The sequence below is a fragment of the Cupriavidus laharis genome (genome assembly GCF_914271435.1).
GTDB lineage: Bacteria > Pseudomonadota > Gammaproteobacteria > Burkholderiales > Burkholderiaceae > Cupriavidus > Cupriavidus laharis.
Genome location: NZ_CAJZAI010000003.1, coordinates 1 through 19,375, shown reverse-complemented (window position 1 = coordinate 19,375; position 19,375 = coordinate 1). Strand labels below are relative to the sequence as shown.

The 19,375-nt window shown below is 70.1% G+C and carries 14 protein-coding genes and 1 rRNA gene; 14 read left to right on the top strand and 1 reads right to left on the bottom strand.

Translation table 11 applies throughout. The features are described 5' to 3' along the window. The 14 genes from LDO29_RS07395 to LDO29_RS07330 all read left to right on the top strand — a co-directional run bounded on the left by LDO29_RS07395 (position 1) and on the right by LDO29_RS07330 (position 19,106). A complete protein-coding gene (locus LDO29_RS07395) occupies positions 1 to 264 on the top strand; it encodes a hypothetical protein (protein WP_224079149.1) in 264 nt (87 codons plus the stop codon). 104 nt (positions 265 to 368) lie between these two features. After that, positions 369 to 3,179: an eCIS core domain-containing protein gene (locus LDO29_RS07390; protein ID WP_224079148.1), complete on the top strand. Its 2,811-nt coding sequence runs from the start codon at positions 369 to 371 to the stop codon at positions 3,177 to 3,179. Beyond that, positions 3,180 to 4,511: an eCIS core domain-containing protein gene (locus LDO29_RS07385; RefSeq protein ID WP_224079147.1), complete on the top strand. Its 1,332-nt coding sequence runs from the start codon at positions 3,180 to 3,182 to the stop codon at positions 4,509 to 4,511. It abuts the gene before it with no gap. A 22-nt stretch (positions 4,512 to 4,533) separates the two neighbouring features. Next, on the top strand, positions 4,534 to 5,193 hold the full coding sequence (locus tag LDO29_RS07380) for a CIS tube protein (protein WP_224079146.1): 660 nt from the start codon (positions 4,534 to 4,536) through the stop codon (positions 5,191 to 5,193). 39 nt (positions 5,194 to 5,232) lie between these two features. Next, positions 5,233 to 5,583, top strand: coding sequence for a Base plate wedge protein 53 (locus LDO29_RS07375; RefSeq protein WP_224079145.1), 351 nt, complete (start codon positions 5,233 to 5,235; stop codon positions 5,581 to 5,583). Positions 5,584 to 5,596: 13 nt separating this feature from the next. Next, entirely contained in the window at positions 5,597 to 6,730 is a 1,134-nt protein-coding gene (locus LDO29_RS07370; RefSeq protein WP_224079144.1) for a hypothetical protein, read from the top strand. Further along, entirely contained in the window at positions 6,727 to 7,239 is a 513-nt protein-coding gene (locus tag LDO29_RS07365; protein WP_224079143.1) for a phage baseplate assembly protein V, read from the top strand. Before LDO29_RS07370 ends, LDO29_RS07365 begins: the two co-directional genes overlap by 4 nt. A 9-nt stretch (positions 7,240 to 7,248) precedes the next feature. Continuing rightward, a complete protein-coding gene (locus LDO29_RS07360; RefSeq protein WP_224079142.1) occupies positions 7,249 to 7,566 on the top strand; it encodes a hypothetical protein in 318 nt (105 codons plus the stop codon). 15 nt (positions 7,567 to 7,581) lie between these two features. Beyond that, the gene (locus LDO29_RS07355; RefSeq protein ID WP_224079141.1) at positions 7,582 to 7,959 is read left to right on the top strand and encodes a GPW/gp25 family protein; all 378 of its coding nucleotides are present in this window, start codon (positions 7,582 to 7,584) and stop codon (positions 7,957 to 7,959) included. Next, positions 7,956 to 10,517, top strand: coding sequence for a putative baseplate assembly protein (locus LDO29_RS07350; protein WP_224079140.1), 2,562 nt, complete (start codon positions 7,956 to 7,958; stop codon positions 10,515 to 10,517). Before LDO29_RS07355 ends, LDO29_RS07350 begins: the two co-directional genes overlap by 4 nt. Next, positions 10,514 to 13,180 (top strand): putative baseplate assembly protein, encoded by a 2,667-nt coding sequence (locus LDO29_RS07345; RefSeq protein ID WP_224079139.1) that lies wholly within the window; start codon positions 10,514 to 10,516, stop codon positions 13,178 to 13,180. Before LDO29_RS07350 ends, LDO29_RS07345 begins: the two co-directional genes overlap by 4 nt. Then, the gene (locus LDO29_RS07340; RefSeq protein ID WP_224079138.1) at positions 13,177 to 15,294 is read left to right on the top strand and encodes a hypothetical protein; all 2,118 of its coding nucleotides are present in this window, start codon (positions 13,177 to 13,179) and stop codon (positions 15,292 to 15,294) included. The genes LDO29_RS07345 and LDO29_RS07340 overlap by 4 nt, the downstream gene beginning before the upstream one ends. A 32-nt stretch (positions 15,295 to 15,326) precedes the next feature. Next, on the top strand, positions 15,327 to 18,563 hold the full coding sequence (locus LDO29_RS07335) for a DUF6519 domain-containing protein (protein ID WP_224079137.1): 3,237 nt from the start codon (positions 15,327 to 15,329) through the stop codon (positions 18,561 to 18,563). Positions 18,564 to 18,596: 33 nt separating this feature from the next. Continuing rightward, entirely contained in the window at positions 18,597 to 19,106 is a 510-nt protein-coding gene (locus LDO29_RS07330) for a hypothetical protein (RefSeq protein WP_224079136.1), read from the top strand. 62 nt (positions 19,107 to 19,168) lie between these two features. Here the strand turns inward: LDO29_RS07330 and rrf are convergent. Beyond that, a 5S ribosomal RNA gene (rrf, locus tag LDO29_RS07325) occupies positions 19,169 to 19,282 on the bottom strand. Positions 19,283 to 19,375 lie beyond the last annotated feature (93 nt).

Genomic DNA, 19,375 nt, shown 5'->3' with positions numbered 1-19,375 from the left:
ATGACCCGCGCCGTCCGCGTCATCGTCCATATCGGCCGCCTGGTCGTGCACGGCACCCGGGACTTCGAAGTCGAGGATTTCCGCGACCGGCTGCGCGAGGAGATCGCAGGCCAGCTCGCCCGCGGCGCCAGTGCCGGCGAGATTGCACGGCAAGTCCGCGCGGGGCATGTGTCGCCCGCGCCGCGCCCATCAGGCAACGCCATAGCCGGCGGAGCGCCGGAGCAGACGGCAGCCTCCGTGCTGGCAGGGAGGCTGCTGCGATGAGCTGCCGCTGCCTGACATCCCCCGTTGCGCAGGCCACGGCGGCACTGGTCCAGCGCCGGAACGCGGCCCCCGCCCAAGCTCCATGCGAGCAATGCCAGGCCGAGATGGCAGCGGATACCGGTTTTGCCGTCGGCGCCCCCGACGATGCGTTCGAGCGCGATGCCGATCGTGTCGCCGGCCAGGTGATGCGTGGCAATCCCGTCGCTGCCGGCAAGCCGGAAACCCCCGCGGGACAGAACCCATCGCGCGGCACGCCTCCCGCCCTGCAACGCCTGCCTGCGGCAACGCCCAATACGGCACAGGCGCCGGCCGGCATCCGCCAGGTGCTCGACACGCCTGGCATACCGCTCGATGCCCGCACGCGCACGTTCTTCGAACCGCGCTTCGGACGCGACTTCTCCAGCGTCCGCGTGCATGCGGACGACGTGGCCGACCGTTCCGCCAGCGCCCTCGGCGCGCAGGCCTATACGGTCGGTCACCACGTGGTGTTCGCGCGCGGCAGGTTCGCGCCCGCGGACACGGCCGGGCGGCACCTGCTCGCGCATGAACTGGCCCACGTGATGCAGCAATCGCAGGCGCGCGGCGCCATGCCCGCGCTGCAGCGCAAAGGCGGCAAGGGCCCGGGCAGCTGCGGCCTGCTCAGCGCGGCCAGCGCCACAGTGCTGGGCAGCGCGGCCCATGTGCAGATCCAGAAGGCGCTGGCCGGGCGCGGCATCACGTCCGAGCTGGAAATCCCGCGCGCCAGCAAGACCGAAGGCCTGTCGCGCCGCTGCCAGCCGCTGGGCGCCGTTCCCGGCTTTGCCGACGTGGCCCGCGTGAGCCGGCCCATCGTCAGCGTGGGCGAGATCAAGCCCTATTACATCGCGCAGGTCGCGGGCCGCCTGCAGGCGCGCCACTACCGGCGGCGCGCGGAGCAGTCGCGGCAGCGGCTGACCCGCACCGGCGGGTGCGGCCGACGCAGCGGGCCGGGGCCGGACGATATCGGCTTCAGCCATCGCGTGGGCCCCATCACGCCGGCCAGCGTCTTCTCGCTGCTCAGCGGCGCCATCTCCGGCACGGAGAACTTCAATGCGTTTTCGCTGGACAAGAAGCGCGACCTGATGGCCAAGGAAGTCGGCGGCGGCGCGATCGGCTACTGGTGCGTACTCAACGCCGCCGGCAAGAAGGAGAAGGAAGAACAGAAAAAGAAGAAGCCCAAGGGCAAGGCCGGTGCGGCCAATGTCGGGGTCGGCGTATCGATAGGCGGCTCCAGCGTCGGCGGCGCTAATGCCGGCGTGGGCATCTCTGTGGACAGCCACAGCGCCGCCGTGGGCACCGCCGGTGCGGGCATTGCCATCTCCAGCGACTCCGCCGCGGCCGGCGCCGCGGGTGCCGGCGTGTCGAAGGACACCATGGGCGCCGCGGCGGGCGCCGCCGGTGCGGGAGCCGCCAAAGACAGCGAAGGCGTAGCTGCCGGTGCGGCAGGCGCCGGCACCGCATCGGGCAGCACGTCGGCGGGCGCAGGTGTGGCCGGCGCGGGCAAGTCGGAAGACAGCATGACGGCGGGGGCCGGTGCGGCCGGCAAGGGCGAAGTCAAAGACAGCATGGCCGCCGGCGCCGGGGGAACAGGCTCCGGCAAGTCCGAGGGCGTGGTCGGCGCGGGACGGGCGGGCTCGCCGAATCCCGCGGTCGACCCTGCCGAGGTCAGCGGATCCGGCGCCGAGAAGCAGCCTCCCGGTGAAGGCGACCCCGAGGGCGACGCACGTGAGGGCACCACCGAGGGCCAGCCCGGCGGAAAGGCCGGACCCGGCGCATCGTCGTCAGGCAGCGGCACGGGCCAGGGCGGTACCGGTTCGGGTACCGGGCAGGCAGGCGGCACGCAAGGGGGCACCGGCAAGGGTGGACAGCCCGGCAAGGGCAGCGGCGGTGGCGGCAGCGCCGACAAGAGCGCCGACAAGGGCGGCCAGGCAGCCGGCGGCGACAAGTCCGCCGGCACGGGAAGCGGCACCGGTGCCGGCAGCGGCCCGGCCAATGCGCAGCCAGGTGCAGGCTCCGGCCAGGGCGGCGGCACTGCCAGCAACCCGCTTGGCGTCTCCACTGTCATTCCGCTGGGGACTTCCGAGGCCGAGCGCGAGCGCATTGCTGCCGAGGCCGCCAAGGTCGCGCTGCTGGTGCAGAACGCTTCCGAGGCGCAGAAAGCGCTGCTGCGGCACCTGGCACAGGCGTCGCCCGACAAGCGCTACATGGTGCCCGCGTCGGACTGGGTGCAGAAGATGATGAACGTGACCCAGGGGCTGACCACCGAGGAAATCGAATACCTCAAGCAGCTCGACTGGAAGCCGGGCAGCCTGACCGAGGAGGCGCTGCGCGAGCGCATCCGCAAGCTGCTGGCCGAACGCAAGCCGCCCGCCGAGCCGGGCAGCGGCACCGGCGACACGCCCTCCCCCGATGCCGGACAGGGCCAGGGTGGCGGCGGCAAAGGCCAGGGCAAGGGGCCCGGCAGCGGCGATGCAGGGCAGGCGGCCAAGGCCGGCGGCAGTGGCGACAAGGCCTCCGGCACCCAGGGCGGCAGCGGCAGCGTGGACCGCGCCACCGCCCCGCCGGCGGGATCGAACCGCGATGCGGCCGGCATCTTCTCGTTCGTGATCCTTTCGGGCATGGGCCCGGCCAGCAAGTTCAAGGCGGGCCAGGCCGAGGACTGCAAGGTGCGCATCAGCGACCTGAAGACCGGCAAGACCTTCGAGCTCGAAGGCGTCAGCATCACCTTCGAGAGCCGCACCGACACGCCGGTCACCATCGGCGGCGTGAAGTTCGTCAACGTGAAATTCAACGTGTACTTCACGCGCGATTTCTGGTCAGCGAAAAACAGCTTCTACGGCCGGGGCGGCAAGGAGTCGCTTACCGAGTACGACTTCGGACGGCGCAAGGTGAAATAGATGAACCAGCGCGACCAGAAGCCTCCCGCCTCCTCGCCCGTACCGGCGCCGCGCCAGCAGGCCGAGCGCGGCGAAGACGCCGCCAACCAGCTTGCCGGCCGCTCGGGCAGCGAGCTCCCTGCCCCCGTGCGCGAGCCGCTGGAGTCGCAGTTCGATGCCGACTTCTCGCACGTACGCGTGCACGACGACCGCCCCGCGGCCGAGGCCGCCAACGCCATGGGCGCGCGCGCCTTCACCATCGGCCGGCATATCGCCTTCAACGCGGGCGAGTACAAACCCGCTTCCGCCACCGGCCGCCGCCTGCTGGCCCATGAACTGACCCACGTGGTGCAGCAGGGCGGCGCCGGCGCCGGGCGCGCGGCGCTCGTGCGCGACGCCGCACAGGAGCGCGCGGCCGACGCCGCCGCCGAACGCGCCAGCCATGGCCTGGCCGTCCAGGCCGAAGCCGTGTCTGCCAGCCGTGGGCCGCGCATCCAGGCCGACGACAAGAAGCCCGAGGCGCCGCAGCAGCCCGCCGCGCAGGCGCAGCAGGCCGCCAGCACCACCGTCACCATCGTGCTGCGCGCCCCCGACGACGCCTATACCCAAGACGTGACCGACTACGTCCGCCATACGCTGAACGAACAGGTGATCGAGGTGGACAACCTCGAAGAGGCAGCCGGCAAGATCGCCGAGTACGCGAAGCAGAACCAGGTCAAGGTGTCCAACGTCCGCATCATCGGCCATGGCAGCACCACCGGCGGCATCAAGATGACGCCCAAGGGCGAAACCGGCCGGCGCTTCGTCAGCGCACAGGAACTGGAGCAGATGGCCGCCGACGACAAGGTCAGGTCCAAGGCCAAAGATGCGATGGCCGAAGGCTCCACGGTGGAGTTCTGGGGCTGCTACATCGGCGGTACCGAGACCTCCACCAAGTCCGTGGGGCAAATCTTCAATTCCGATGTGAAGGCCATCGATTCGACGCTGCGCACCACCAGCGACAGCTTCCTGCGCCAGGCCGACCACGGCGAGACCGGCCAGAAGATCAAGGGACAACCGGGCGAGTGGATCGAGGCCATCTCCACGCAGGAAATCGACTTCCGCGTGAAGGAAGGCAACAAGACGCTCGGCGAGACCTTCAACCGATGGCTGGTCACCCGCTCGAAGCAGCTCGAAGCCGATGGCGACCTGCCGCCGCAAGCCGACGACAACGCCCGCATTGCCACCATGCGCGACCTGTTCGACCGCTCCGGCGGCAAGATCAAGCGGCTGCAGATCCGTTCGGGCGGCAAGAACGTGACCCGCAGCGACAAGAAGAAATGGCTCAAGCAATGGAAGACCACCAAGAAGTAGCCAGGCGCGGAGAGGACCGGCCATGACGCTCAGCTCGTCACCAAGGCTCATCAAGGGCGGACTGGTCGTGCTCGCGCCCGGCGGCGGCCCCGTGCAGCGCACGATCGCGCTGCAGTACAACCCCGAGACGCTGTCGCGCAGCTACCAGGTGCAGGGCGTGGGCGGCGACGGTGGCGGCGAGCGCGCGCAGCCGTTCCGCCTGAAGGGGCCGGCGATCGAATCGATCAAGCTCGACGCCGAGATCGATGCCACTGACCAGCTCGAGTTCCCCGACAGCCACGCCGGCGTGGTGGCCCACGGCATTGCCCCGCAGCTCGCGCTGCTGGAAGCGCTGGTCAACCCGAGCGTGGACGAGCTGCTCAGGCTGGCCGCGCAGAGCGAGAGCGGCACACTGGAAATCCTGCCGCCGGAGGCGCCGCTGGTGCTCTTCGTGTGGAGCCGGAACCAGGTGGTGCCGGTGCGCGTGACGGATTTCTCCGTCAACGAGGAAGCCTTCGACCCCGCGCTCAACCCGCTGCGCGCCAAGGTGTCGCTGGGACTGCGCGTGATGAGCACCGAGGACCTGGGCTTCCGCCACAAGGGCGCCACGCTGTTCCTGAGCTACCTGCGCACGCGCGAGACGCTGGCGGGCAAGGCTGCGGGCGCCACGCTGGGCGCGCTGGGCATCGATAGCCTGCCCTGAGCCACCGGGCCATTGAACCAGGACGGAACGGAGACCACCATGACCACCGATCCCGTACAGCTGCTGATCGAGGCCGGCGCCATCCCTTCCAGCCCGTTCGGCCCCAACAGCCGCTACCACGGCGTGCCGCTGGGCCACCACGTAAGCGACGCGGGCGACCCGGGCACGGCCTACGTGCTGCGGCGTTTCATCCCGCAGCGGCGCGATATTGCCGTGGTGGCCGAGCATATCGTCGAGAGCGGCGAACGCCCCGAGCTGCTGGCCGCGCGCACGCTCGGCGATGCCGAGCTGTACTGGCGGCTGGCCGATGCCAACGCGGTGACCGACCCGTTCGCGCTGACCGATACGCTCGGACAGCGCGTGGCGATCCCGCTGCCGCCGGGCATGTGAGGACGAGCCGGCCATGTCGCTGATCCACGGTGGCGTCCAGCTTTCGCTCTACATCGGCCCGGTGCCGGTGCCCGCGCCGCGCGAGGTGGTGGAGTCGCTCGTGCATGCGCGCGTGGAGTGCGGCTCGGGCGACGCGCAGAGCGGCTTCGAGCTGACCTTCGAGCTGCCCGCGCGCTCGCCGCTGCGCACGCTGTTCCTGGTAACGGGCGGCGGCGCCGTGCCGCTGATGCGCGTGGTGCTGGTGGTCACCATCAACGGCCGCGCCGAGCCGGTCATCGATGGCGTGACCACCAACGTGGAAACGCAGCCCGGCCAGGGCGGCGTGGCAAGGCTGGTGGTCAAGGGCAAGGACATGTCGGCGCTGATGGACATCATTGAGCTGCCCGGCATTCCCTACCCCGCCATGCCGCCGTCGGCGCGCGTACTGCTGTGCCTGGCCAAGTACGCCGCGCTGGGCGTGATTCCGCTGGTTATCCCGAGCCTGCTCGACATCCCGCCGCTGCCGATCCAGCAGATCCCGCAGCAGCGCGGCAGCGACTACGCCTACGTCAGGCGGCTGGCTGGCGAGGCCGGCTACGTGTTCTACCTCGAACCCGGCCCCGCGCCGGGTACATCGAAGGCCTACTGGGGGCCGGAGATCCGCGTGGGCGAGCCCCAGCCCGCGCTGACCACCAATATGGACGCGCTGAACAACGTGGAGCAGATCTCGTTCACGTTCGACAAGGAGGCCAAGACCATGCCGATCGTGTTCTTCCAGGAAAGCGTGAGCAAGGTGCCGATCCCCATACCGATTCCCGACATCACCCCGCTGAACCCGCCGCTGGGCATCGTGCCGCCGCTGCCGCCGCGCATCGAGAAACTGACCGACACCGCGCAGCTCCCGGCCCCGCAGGCGCTGATGGCGGGGCTTGCCTATGCCAGCCAGCACAGCGATTCGGTGTTCGGCAGCGGCTCGCTCGACGTCGCGCGCTACGGGCGCCTGCTCAAGTCGCGCCAGCTGGTGGGCGTACGCGGCGCGGGGCTGCCGTTCGACGGCCTGTTCTACGTAAAGAGCGTCACCCACGAGATCGAGCGCGGCGCTTACAAGCAAGGTTTTTCGCTGGCGCGCAACGCGCTGATTTCCACCGTTCCCTCGGTACCGGTATGAGCACGACACCCTTTTATGGCAAGTATCGCGGCACGGTCGTCAACAATGTCGACCCGATGCAGATCGGCCGCATCCAGGCCATGGTGCCCGACGTGGCCGGCCTGATCCCCGGCACCTGGGCCATGCCCTGCGTGCCGGTGGCGGGCATCAACACCGGCATGTTCACCGTGCCGATGATCGGCTCGGGCGTATGGATCGAATTCGAGCGCGGCAACCCGGACTATCCGATCTGGGTCGGCTGCTACTGGGGCAGCGCGGCCGAGGTGCCCGTGATGGCGCGCACGGTGCCGCCCGGGGTGCCCGGCATCGCGCTGCAGACGCCGCTCAAGAACGGGCTGGTGATCAGCGACGTGCCGGGGCCTACAGGCGGCATCCTGATCCAGACCACCACCGGCGCGATGATCTCCGTGAGCGACGTCGGGATCATCATCTCCAACGGCAAGGGCGCCGTCATCAACATGACGGGGCCGACCGTGGACGTCAACCTCGGCGCGCTGACCGTCGTCTAGGAGCCGGCCATGCCCGCACCCGTCCTGCATCTCGGCGCCACCGTGCTGTGTTCGCACGCGGGCCAGGCCACGCCGCTGTCGCCCGTGCCGCGCGTGCTGCTGTCGGGCCAGCCGGCGGTCACGCTGGCCAGCCCGTATGCAGTCGCGGGCTGCGCGCTGACCGGCAGCCCCAACCCGCCGTGCGCCACGGGCCAGTGGCTGGCGGGCGCCGTGCGCGTCATGGCCATGGGCGTGCCGCTGGCCACCATGGCCGGGCAATCCACCTGCGTGCCCACCGGCACGCCGATGCTGCCCGTCGCCGCGCAGACGCGCGTGCTGGCCACCTGAACCGGAGAGATCGCCATGGCTACCGGCTTCCTCGACTATCCCTACCGCTTCGACGGCCGCGGGCGCACCGCGGTGACGGGCCGCGACGACCATATCCGCGACCTGATCGAACAGGTCCTGTTCACCGCGCCCGGCGAGCGCGCAATGCGGCCCGATTTCGGCAGCGGCTTGCTCGAACTGGTGTTCGAGCCCAACAGCACCACGCTGGCCGCCACCACACAGATGCTGGTGCAGGGCGCGCTGCAGCAGCACCTGCCGCACCTGATCGCGGTGCAGGCCGTGGAGGTGCGCAACGATGACGGCGCGCTGCGCGTGGATGTGCGCTACGTAGTGCTGCTGGACCGCAGCACGCATACCGCCAGCTTCACCGCGCCGGGGAGTGCCACGACATGAGTCTCCGTTTCCACTGCTGCGACCCGCGCCGCCTGGAGGTCATCCGCCTGAACGGCAGCGCCAACGGCATCGCCTTCGTCGAGGTGCTCGACAAGGCCGCGCCGCCGGGCGTGCCGCGCCAGCGCACGCTGTTCGTGCGCCTGCTGCGCACCGGCTTTGCGCTGACGCCGGACAACCTGCGCATTTCGGGCGGCGAGCGCATTCCCACGGTGGGCGTGACATGGTGCGCCCCTGCGGACGCGCTGCCGCCGCAGGCCGAGCCCGGCCTGGCCAGCCTGACCGACGACCCCGCCCGCACGCTGGTGGTCCGCACCGACGGCAGCGGCGACCATTCGCGCTACACGCTGGCCATCGTTGCCAGCCCGGGCAGCCCCAACCCGCCGGACGGCTTTGACCCGGTCCTGTCCGGCATCGCATTCTCGTTCAAGGTGGAATGCGGCGCGGACTTCGACTGTGCGCAGGCGCCGGCCTGTCCGCCGGACGTCGGCGCGAAGCCGGACATCGACTACCTGGCCAAGGACTACCAGGGTTTCCGGCGCCTGATGCTCGACCGCCTGAGCCTGCTGGTGCCCGGCTGGAGCGAGCGCTCGGCCGCGGACCTCGGCGTGATGCTGGTCGAGCTGCTGGCCTACGCGGCCGACAACCTGTCCTACCGGCAGGACGCCATTGCCAACGAAGCCTACCTGGCCACCGCGCGCCAGCGGGTCTCGGTGCGCCGCCACGCGCGGCTTGTCGACTACCTGATGCACGAGGGCTGCAACGCGCGCGCATTCGTGCACTTCCGGGTGAAGGGCCACGACGTCGCGCTGGCGGCCGGTACCCCGCTGCTCACGCATGCGCCACGGCTGGATCCGACGGTACAGCCGGCCTCGCCGCCGTTGCGCGACGCGATCGCGCGCGGCTCGCTGGTGTTCGAGACCGCGCATGACGCCGTGCTCGACGAACGCTTCAACGAACTGCGGTTCTACACCTGGGGCGACCAGGGCTGCTGCCTGCCGCGCGGCACCACGCACGCCACGCTGCGCACGCATGTCACGGGACTCAAGGCCGGCGACTTCGTGGTGTTCGAAGAGGTCTGCAGCCCCTCCACCTTCGTCGACGAGGATGCCGACCGCACGCACCGCTGGGTGGTGCGGCTCACTGATGTCACCTTCTCCAGCGATCCGTCGGGCCAGCTGTTCGACGATCCGCCGGTCGATGCAGCGCTCGACGTGACGGAGATCACGTGGGATGCGGCCGACGCACTGCCCTTCCCGTTGTGCCTGAGCGTCGCCGAACGGCCGGGCAAGGCGATCAGCGTGGCGCGCGGCAATATCGTGCTGGCCGACCACGGCATGGGCGTGGCAACCGAAGCGCTCGGCGCAGTGCCCGAAGCTGCGCTGCAAATCGCCCCGCCCGCGCCCGCCGGCACCTGCCGCAAGCCCGATCCCGTGCCGGTGCCGACTCGCTTCCGCCCCGCCCTGTCGCAGGCGCCGCTCACGCACGGCTTCGACCTGGCCGGCCTGCTTGCCGTGCCGCTGTCGGAAGACGAGGGCTGGTGGCCAGCCAGCGCGCTGCCGGCCATCCCGGCGCGCCAGGCTACGCCGCGCATCCTGTCGCTGATCGGCACGCCGGCCGCCCCCGGCGTGCCGCCCGAACCGTGGACGCCCCGGCGCGACCTGCTGGAAAGCGCCGGCGACGCCAACGATTTCGTGGTCGAGATCGAGGACGACGGCACCACCCGCCTGCGCTTCGGCGACGACGCCAACGGCAAGCGGCCCGACGCCGGCACCGCCTTTGCGGTGCGCTACCGTGTCGGCAACGGCACTGCGGGCAATGTCGGCGCCGATGCGATCCGCCATATCGTCAGCGCGGCGGCGGGTATCTTCCTGGCGGTACGCAACCCGATGCCCGCCGCGGGCGGCGTGGACCCCGAGGACATCGAAGCGGTCCGCCGCGATGCGCCGCAGGCATTCCGCACGCAGGAGCGCGCGGTCACGCCGGCCGACTACGCCGCCGCGGCCGAACGCCGGCCCGACGTGCAGCGCGCCGCGGCCACCTTCCGCTGGACCGGCAGCTGGCACACGGTGTTCGTCACCGCCGACCGCTACGGCGGCGGCGAGATCGACGCGCGCTTCGCGGCGCGGCTGCGCCGGCACCTGGAGCGCTTCCGCATGGCCGGCTATGACCTGGAAGTCAACGGCCCGCGCTACGTGGCGCTCGATGTCGCGCTGCATCTCTGCGTGAAGGCCGACTACTTCCGCGCGCAGGTGCTGCAGGCCGTGCGCCGCGTGCTGTCGGCCGATGTGCTGCCCGACGGCACGCTGGGCGTCTTCCACCCGGACAACTTCACCTTCGGCCAGCCCGTGTACCTGAGCCGTATCATCGCGGCGGCGCAGGCAGTGGAAGGCATGGACGCCGTGCAACCGCTGCGCTTCCAGCGCCTGCTCAACCCCAGCCCGCTGTCGCTGGACCAGGGCGTGATCCCGCTGGGCAGGCTGGAGATCGCCCAGTTGGCGAACCATCCCGACTTCCGCGAACGCGGGCGGATCACCTTGCATGCGAGAGGCGGAAAATGACCACACGCCAGGCCGGCATGACGCCGGTGCCCCACCTCAAGCCGCACGTGCCGGCGCTGCCGCCGGGCAGCGAAGCGTGCGGCTGCTGCGACGGTATCGTCGCGCAGACGCCGCAGGGGCTGGGCAACCGCGGCGGCCTTTCCGCCATCGCCTACCGCATCGGCGACTATGCGCAGTTCCGCGAAAGCCTGCAGGCTTCGCTGTCGTCTTCGGCATTCGCGCCGCTGGACCGGCTGCGCACGCGCGACAGCGACGATTTCACGATCGGTCTGCTCGATGCGTTTGCCTGTGCGGCGGACGTGCTGACCTTCTACCAGGAACGCATCGCCAACGAGTCGTACCTGCGCACGGCGGTGGAACCCGTATCGCTGCAGGAGATGGGCAAGCTCATCGGCTACCGGCTGCGCCCGGGCGTGGCGGCGCAGACCTGGCTGGCCTTCGCCCTGGAGACGCCGCCGGCGCCGCCGCCCGGCCTGCCGCCCGAGCCCGGCAACTTCGTCACCGGCGTGCCGCCGAGCCTGTCGCTCGATGCCGGCCTGAAAGTCCAGAGCGTGCCCGGCCCGGGCGAACTGCCGCAGACCTTCGAGACCGTGGAAGCGCTGGCCGAGGCGCGGCCCGCATGGAACGGCATCCGCCCGTGGATGAGCGACAGCCGCATGCCGGGGCACAACGACACGTTCACCTACCTGGCCGGCGTGCGCAACAGCCTGCGAGCCGGCGATGCGCTGCTGTTCCTCGGCGATGAATTCCTTGCCGACGCCAACAGCAATAACTGGGACTTCCGCATCATCGACAGCGTCGAACCGCAGCCGGACGCCGACCGCACGCTGGTGCGCTGGAAGCGCGGGCTGGGATCGATCCAGCCGTTTGCCAATCCGGCTACGCAGCACCCACAGGCATATGTGCTGCGCAAGCGTGCCGCCGTGTTCGGGCACAACGCGCCGATGTGGGGCAGCATGCCGTGGAGCTATCGCGCCAACTACCCGGGCGGTTCGGATTCGGAAGGCAACGTGGCCAGCGAGTGGCCGGGCTTCACGCTGTCGCCCGCGGGCGCCACCGCGGCGGGCGGCCATGTCGACCTGGATGCGGTGTATGCCGAGGTGCAGCACGGCAGCCACGTGGTGCTGGCCAAGGGCGGGTTCCTGTACGCCAGCGAGCCGGCACCGTCAGGGACCTATGTCGAGCTGTACCGGGTCACCAATGTGTCGGAGGTATCGCGCGCCGCGTTCGCCACCGCGGCCAAGGTCACGCGGCTGCAATTGCAGGGTGCCAACTACGCCGCGCAGTTCCAGGCCTATGTGCGCGAGACGGCGGTGTTTGCCCAGTCCGAGCCGCTGGCCTTCGCGGCCTACCCTGTCACCACGGCGGTAGCGGGCGACCGCATCCCGGCAGACATCGGCGCCGATGGCCTGCTGCCGGGACGGCGCCTGATCGTACGCGGCACGCAGGTGAAGGACGGTCAGACAGTGGTCGTGCAGGCCACGCTTGTCGCCGCGCACCCGCTCGGTGCGGGCCGCTGCGAGCTGGAAATCGCGCCGCCGCTGCCGCAGCCGCTGCAGCGCGACAGCGTGGTCGTGCACGCCAACGTGGCGCCCGCCACGCACGGCGAGTCGGTCGCCCAGGTGCTGGGCAGCGGCGATGCCAGCCAGGCCTTCCAGCGCTTCGAGCTGAAGCAGTTGCCGCTGACCTGGCGCGCCGCGGACAATGAACTGGGCGCCGCCGCCGACCTGACCGTGCGCGTCAGCGACATCGCCTGGCACGAGCGGCCGGCGATGTACGGCGCGGCGGCCACCGAGCGCGCCTACACGCTCGGCACCGACGAGCAGGGCCGGCTGCATGTGGTATTCGGCGATGGCCTGCGCGGCGCGCGCCTGCCGAGCGGCACGAACAACGTGCGCGCCGCGTATCGCAAGGGACTGGGTGCGCAAGGCAATGTCGACGCCGACAAGCTCACGCAGCTCATGAGCCGCCCGCTCGGCCTGAAGAGCGTGAGCAACCCCATTGCCGCGGAAGGCGGCACCGACCCCGAAGGCCCGGACGCCGCGCGCCGCAGCATGCCGCTGTTCACGCGCACACTGGGCCGCGCGGTGTCACTGCTCGACTATGAGGATTTCGCACGCGCGTTCAGCGGCGTGGCCAAGGCGCAGGCGCGCGTGCTGGACCTGCACGCGGGCGCCACCATCGCCATTACCGTGGCGGCGCCGGATGGCCTGCCGCTCACCCCGGCCAGTCCGGTCTGGCAGCACCTCCTCGGCGCGCTCAGAGACGGTGGCGACCCGCACGTGGCCGTGCAACTGCTGCCCGCCAGCCTGAGCACGTTCAGGCTTGGCCTGCGCGTCCGGCGCGATCCCGACTATGACACCAAGACCGTGCTGGCCGCGGTGGAAGCGGCGCTGCGCGCGCGCTTTGCCTTTGACGCGCGCGAACTGGCGCAGCCGGTACAGCAGTCGGAGGTGATCGCCGCCGCGCAGGCCGTGCCCGGCGTGGTGGCCGTCGCGCTGACCCGGCTCTACGGCGGCACGCAGCCGGTAGCGCAGACCGTGCCGTCACGGCAGGTGCGGCTGCTGGCGGCGCGCATGCGCGTGCAGGGCGGCGCGGCACAGCCGGCCGAGCTGCTCACGCTCGATCCGGGGCCGTTCGACCTGCTGGAGGAGCTGACATGAGCATCAGCGCGGAACGGCTCTACAGCCTGCTGCCGGCAGTCTACCGGCTGCGCGACGCCGAGCAAGGCGAACCGCTGCGCGCGCTGCTGGCCGCGTTCGCGCAGGAGTTCGCCGCACTCGAGGAGAACGTAGCGCAGCTCTATGACGACCAGTTCATCGAAACCTGCGCGGACTGGGTCGCGCCCTATATCGGCGACCTGATCGGCTACCGGCCGCTGCACGGCGTATCGCCGAGGATCGCATCGCCACGCGCCGAGGTGGCCCATACCATTGCCTTCCGCCGGCGCAAGGGCACCGCGCTGATGCTCGAGGAACTGGCGCAGGACGTGACCGACTGGCCGGCCCATGCGGTGGAGTTCTTCACGCAACTGGCCACCACGCAGTACATGAAACACGTGCGCCTGCAGGCGCCGGCCACGGCACCGCTGCGCGACCTGCCCGCCATGCTGCGGCTCGGCGGCGCGTTCAACGCGGTGGCGCGTACCGCGGAAATGCGCCGCCCCGAAAGCGGCGCGGGCCGCTACAACATCCCGAACGTCGGCATCTTCCTGTGGCGGCTGCTGGCGCTGCGCCTGTCTGCCATCCCGCTCACGCCCGATCCGGACGACGCCAGCGGGCGACGGTTCCGGCTCAATCCGCTCGGGGCCGACTGCCGGCTATTCCGCCGCGCGCAGACCGAGGATGACATCAGCCATCTTGCCGAGCCGGTCAACGTGCCAGAACCGCTCGGCGTGCGCCTGATGGCCCTGGCCGTGCGCGCTGCGCAGGGCAGTACCACGCCGGCTCCCGACGCGCGACTGGACGACGACTACGGCCCCGCCGAAAGCCTCGCGCTGCTGCGCCCCGGCAATCCACCCGTGCCGGTCCCGGTCGGCAGCGTGCGCGTGTGCGACCTGCGCGACATCGTCGACGGCGGCGGCAACGTCGTGGGCTGGAACCATGAAGACGCGGTCCCAGCCGGCACCATCGGCTTCGATCCCGAGCGTGGCCGCGTGCTGCTTGGCGCCGCCGAAGATGGGCCGTTGCTGGCCACGTTCCACTACGGGCAGGCGCGCGCCATCGGCGGCGGCGAATACGAACGCGCGCCCGAAGGCGGCAAGCTGCCGGTCCAGCGCACCGTCGGCCAGGGCGGCGCGCTGCAGCCGGAACTGGACGCCATTGCCGGCGGCGGCAGGCTGCTCATCCAGGACAGCCTCGCCTATGCGCAGACGCCGGTGCTGAAAGTCGATCCGGTGCTGGCGCCGAACGCGCCCGGCCGGGGCGTGGTGGTGGCGGCGGCCAGCAGCGCGCGGCCGCTGGTCGCCGCAAGCGGCGACGTCACGCTCGATATCGGCGCGCGTGGCCGGCTGGTGATCGAGGGCATCGTCTTCAGCGGCGGCGCGCTGCGCCTGCCGGCAGGTGCCGACGACGAGCCGCGCGAACTGGTGCTGCGCGACTGCACGCTGGTGCCGGGGCTGGCCCTGCATCCGGACGGCAACGCGGTATCGCCGGGCGCGGTGAGCCTCGTGATCGGGCATCCGTTCGCCAGCGTCACGCTGGAGCGCTGCATCACGGGCCCCATCCTGGCAGTGCCCGATGCCGAGGTGACGCTACGCGATTGCATCGTCGATGCCGGCGCCCCCGAGAACACGGCCTGCGCCGCCGGCAATACGGGCGGCCCGGGAGCCCGGCTGACTTTGGCGGAAAGCACGGTGATCGGCAAGGTCCATGCAAGCGTGATCGTGCTCGCATCGGACAGCCTGTTCTTCGCGCGGCTTGGCGCCGCGCCGGGAGAAACGTGGACCGCCCCCGTCATCGCCGAGCGCCGGCAGGAAGGCTGCGTGCGCTTCTGTTTCGTGCCGGCGGGCGCCATCACGCCACAGCGCTATCGCTGCGTTCCCGACGCACAGCACCCCGGCGTGATGCCCCACTTCACGTCGCTGCGGTACGGCGATCCCGGCTACGGGCAACTGCGCCACGCCACCGACAAGGCCATCCGCGAAGGCGCGAGCGATGGCGGCGAGATGGGCGTGCTGCATGCCCTGTTCCAGCCGCAGCGCGAGACCAACCTGCGCATCCGGCTAGACGAATACCTGCGCTTCGGCTTGCACGCCGGAATCTTCTACGCTACCTGACGCGCCACACGCTGACACGCCGGAGACCTCCCATGGCTGCCGATTTCTCCCGAGTCCGATTGAATCCCCTGCTCGACTACGCGGGCGTCGAGCTCAAACAGGGCGGCGTGCTGCTCGATGCCGACGCCAACGAACTGGTAGCGGTCATCGACCGGCGCCTGCGCGCGCTGGCCAGCGACACGCTGGGGCGCGCCACGGTCTCGTCCACCACGCCGGACGCGTTCAAGATCACGGCCACGGCCGGCACGCTGCAGATCGGCAAGGGCCGGATGTACGTGGACGGGCTGCTCGCCGAGCACCACGGCGCGGCCTCCGGCGACCCGGCCAAGCGCGCCTTCGACAGCCTGATGGCGGAAACGGTATACACCGATCCCGGCACGTATGGCGCGCAGCCGTATCTGCCCGGTGCACCCGCGCTGCCCACCGCCGGCCGCCACCTGGTCTACCTTGATGTGTGGAATCGCGAAGTCACGCATCTGGAGCAGCCCGACCTTGTGGAAAGCGCGGTCGCTGTGGAGACCAGCTCGCGTGTGCAGACAGTGTGGCAGGTGCGCGTGCTGGCCGACGATGCGGGCACCGCCACTACCTGCGGCACGCCCGATGCCGATGTGCCGGGCTGGTCCGCGCAGATCGCGCCGTCCACCGGCGTGCTGAGCACCGGCACGTTCGATGCCGCGCCCACGGACGACCCGTGCGAGCTGCCGCCCACGGGTGGCTATCGTGGGCTCGAAAACCAGCTCTACCGCGTGGAGATCCACGATCCGGGGCAACCGGGCGGTACGGCAACCTTCAAGTGGTCGCGCGAGAATGCCAGCGTCGGCAGCCGCGTGGCGAGCATGGCCTCCGCCACCGAACTGGAACTGGCGACACTGGGCCGCGACGACGTGCTGCGCTTCAATACGGGCGACTGGGTCGAGATCACCGACGACGTGCGCGAGTTCTCGCAGGCCGGCGGCGAGATGCGCCGCATCACCGTCGACGATGCGACCCGGCGCATCACGTTTGCGCCGGGCCTGCCCGCAGCGATGCTGCCGGGCAGCTTTCCGGACAATACCTTCCCGGCATCGCGCAACCTGCGCGTGCGCCGCTGGGACCAGAAGGGCCAGGTCTTCCGCACAAATCCGGGCGGCAACCCGGTACCGGTGCAGGACCTGGACGGCCCGGGCTCCGCCGGCGTGATCAAGGTGCCCGCGGCAGCTACCACGCTGCTGCTGGAAGACGGCATTACGGTGCGCTTCGCTTCGACCGGCACCAAGGGATTCCGCGCCGGCGACTACTGGGTGTTCGCCGCACGCACGGCCGATGCATCGGTGGAAATCCTCGACCTCGCGCCGCCGCGCGGCATCCACCATCACTACGCACGGCTGGGCATCTGGGACGTGGGTGCCGGCACCGTGTCGGACTGCCGCAATGACTGGCCGCCACAAAGCGGCGGCGACGGCTGCGCCTGCACGCATTGCGTCACGCCGGCTTCGCACGCGAGTGGCCAGTTCACCATCCAGGACGCCGTCGACAAGGTGCGCGACACCGGCGGCACGGTATGCCTGCATGCCGGCCAGTACGTGCTCGGCGAGCCGGTTCGCATCACCTCTGCCCGGTCCGTGCGCATCACCGGCCAGGGCGCAGCCACCGCCATTGCCGCGCCGGGCGCGGCATTCATCGTCGAAAGTTCATGGGCGATCGCCATCGATGCGCTGGCCATTGTCTCGCTGGGCCGCGAATCCGCGATCTGCGTGCGCACCGCCGCGGGCCTGGCGCTGCGCCAGCTCGCCGTGGCCGTGTTCAACACCGGCGATGCGCAAAGTGCGGCCATTGCGCTGAGCGGCGTCGTCATGGGCGCCTGCATCGAAGACAACCTGCTGCTGGCGCCGGACGGCGTGCGCGCTCTCGAAGCCGGCACCAGCGAGGCGCCGCAGGGTCTGGTGACCGCAGTACTGCGCATCGACGACAACGTCTTTGCCTGCCGCGACAACGCCGTGCTGCTGGACGGTGCGGTCGCGCACGCCTATGAAACGCGCATGACGGGCAATCAGGTGCTGGGCACGCATGAAGCGGGACTGAGCGCGGGGGGCATCGGCCTGCCCGGCGCGGGCATGCGCATCTGCGGCAACAACCTGCAGGTGCATGGCACCGGCATCCGTTGCGCGGCGGATGGCGTCTGGATCGGCGAAAACAAGCTGCGCGCGAGCCGTGACGGCGAGCGGGTGCTGCGCGGCGCCGGCATCGCGCTGGTAGCCGGCCTGGACAAAAACGGCAGCGACCAGGCACAGGTGCTGGCAAACCAGATCGAAGGTTTCGCCGACGCGGGCATCTCGGTCGAGGCGCCTGTGCAGGAGCTGATCGCCAAGCTCAATATCATCACGCGCTGCGGCAACGGCATTGTCATGACGGATGCTGCCAGGTCGGGCTCGCTGTCGATCGAGAACAACCACCTGCGCGAACTGGGCCCTGCCGCCGGCGCCAACGCGGCGAACACCGGCACCATCGTCGGCATCGGCATCGTGCGCACAGAGTCTGTCACCGTGGCCGGCAATACGCTGCGCAAGCTTGGGCAGGAGGCAATCCAGGGTCAGCAGCTGATCGCGGGCATCGCGGCATTTTCGGTGCAGCAGCCGCGCATCGGCAGTAATGTGGTGTCGGAAGTCGGCCCGCAGGAGGCGTTCGGCGGCATGGTGGCCGGTATCGCGATCCGTGCACCGTATGTGCAGGCCCAGGTGAGCCACAATCACGTGGAGCGCGACGTCCAGTTCAGCAACGCAAGGAGCGACACCGCCTGGTATGCCCTGCATATCGATGAACCGCAGCCTGGCGCCAACGGGCTCTCGCGGCTGGACCGCTACACCGCCCTGCGCGTGGATGAACGGCGTACGCTGGTGCTGGTCGGCAACCGCGCCTTTGTCGAGACCGCGGGCGCGGCAGCCGGCGTGGATCCCGCCACGGGCGCCGCAGTGACGCTGCCGGGGGCAAGTGCGCAGGTCGTCGGCAATGTACTGATCGCGCGGGGCCGGGTGCCGGCCGTGGACATCTCCGCCGGCGGTGACGTGCTGTTCAGCGACAACCGGTGCGAACTGCGCGCGGAGGTCAGCATCGCGGTGCTGCTGGGCACGCCGGTCGCAGTCATCAGCGCCAATCGCGTGCGGGGCGGGACGGAGGTGTCGATCCGGGTGCCGGATGGCAAGGCGCTGGTCACCGCCATCGGTAATATCACCACAAGGCCCATCCAGGCGCCGGTCCGGCCCGAGATGGTGCCGCTCAACCTCATCGGCTGAACGGTATCCGCATCACTTCAGGAGCACGTCACCATGCGCGTCCTCGTCATCAAGCAAGCCTCCGACCTGCAAGCGCTCGCCACGCGGCTCACGGGAACAAAGACAACGGGGTCGGCCACGCTGGAACGCGTGCAGGCACTCAATCCGCACGTGGACTTCAACCGGATCGAGCCGGGTACCGTCCTGTTGCTGCCCGATGCGCCGGACCTGAAGGCACCGGACAAGGACACGCACACGCTTGATGGCGACACCTTCGAAGTCCTGGTGAAGCAGACGGCTGACGGCTTCAAGGCTGCCAGCGCCCGCCTGCGCGAGGCGACCGAGAGCTTTGCCGCGGACCGCTCCGCGGTCGCATCCGTGGTCAAGACTGCGGCGGTCAAACGCCTGATCGAGAGTGATCCACTGCTGAAGAAACAGCTGGATGCCGCTGGCGAGGAAGCGGGTGCCGAGCAAAAACGCATGCAGGAAGCCGCGAAGCATCTGGAAACGCTGGAAAAAGTGGCCAGCGATGCATGGCAGGAACTGGGGAAGCTACTGCGCTGAGCAGCGCCCCAAAGACAAAACCCCTCGCAGCGAACGCTGTCGAGGGGTTTTGAGGGGTAAGAGCCTGGCGATGACCTACTTTCACACGGGTAGTCCGCACTATCATCGGCGCGGAGCTGTTTCACGGACCTGTTCGGGATGGGAAGGGGTGGTTCCAGCTCGCTATGGTCACCAGGCATGAGGGGTTGTGGCGTTGGGGTTGAGGCCAACGTCACGAATAGGGATGTAGTCTGTAGTGTTGGGTTGTGCTTGCTGTGTCAACACACGGG

Excerpts from the sequence above, each read along its gene's own strand:
- LDO29_RS07365 (WP_224079143.1), top strand. The coding sequence starts at position 6,727 with ATGAGCACGACACCCTTTTATGGCAAGTATCGCGGCACGGTCGTCAAC.
- LDO29_RS07355 (WP_224079141.1), top strand. The coding sequence starts at position 7,582 with ATGGCTACCGGCTTCCTCGACTATCCCTACCGCTTCGACGGCCGCGGG.
- LDO29_RS07335 (WP_224079137.1), top strand. The coding sequence starts at position 15,327 with ATGGCTGCCGATTTCTCCCGAGTCCGATTGAATCCCCTGCTCGACTAC.
- LDO29_RS07395 (WP_224079149.1), top strand. The coding sequence starts at position 1 with ATGACCCGCGCCGTCCGCGTCATCGTCCATATCGGCCGCCTGGTCGTG.
- LDO29_RS07385 (WP_224079147.1), top strand. The coding sequence starts at position 3,180 with ATGAACCAGCGCGACCAGAAGCCTCCCGCCTCCTCGCCCGTACCGGCG.
- LDO29_RS07380 (WP_224079146.1), top strand. The coding sequence starts at position 4,534 with ATGACGCTCAGCTCGTCACCAAGGCTCATCAAGGGCGGACTGGTCGTG.
- LDO29_RS07370 (WP_224079144.1), top strand. The coding sequence starts at position 5,597 with ATGTCGCTGATCCACGGTGGCGTCCAGCTTTCGCTCTACATCGGCCCG.
- LDO29_RS07340 (WP_224079138.1), top strand. The coding sequence starts at position 13,177 with ATGAGCATCAGCGCGGAACGGCTCTACAGCCTGCTGCCGGCAGTCTAC.
- LDO29_RS07345 (WP_224079139.1), top strand. The coding sequence starts at position 10,514 with ATGACCACACGCCAGGCCGGCATGACGCCGGTGCCCCACCTCAAGCCG.
- LDO29_RS07390 (WP_224079148.1), top strand. The coding sequence starts at position 369 with ATGGCAGCGGATACCGGTTTTGCCGTCGGCGCCCCCGACGATGCGTTC.
- LDO29_RS07350 (WP_224079140.1), top strand. The coding sequence starts at position 7,956 with ATGAGTCTCCGTTTCCACTGCTGCGACCCGCGCCGCCTGGAGGTCATC.
- LDO29_RS07375 (WP_224079145.1), top strand. The coding sequence starts at position 5,233 with ATGACCACCGATCCCGTACAGCTGCTGATCGAGGCCGGCGCCATCCCT.
- LDO29_RS07360 (WP_224079142.1), top strand. The coding sequence starts at position 7,249 with ATGCCCGCACCCGTCCTGCATCTCGGCGCCACCGTGCTGTGTTCGCAC.
- LDO29_RS07330 (WP_224079136.1), top strand. The coding sequence starts at position 18,597 with ATGCGCGTCCTCGTCATCAAGCAAGCCTCCGACCTGCAAGCGCTCGCC.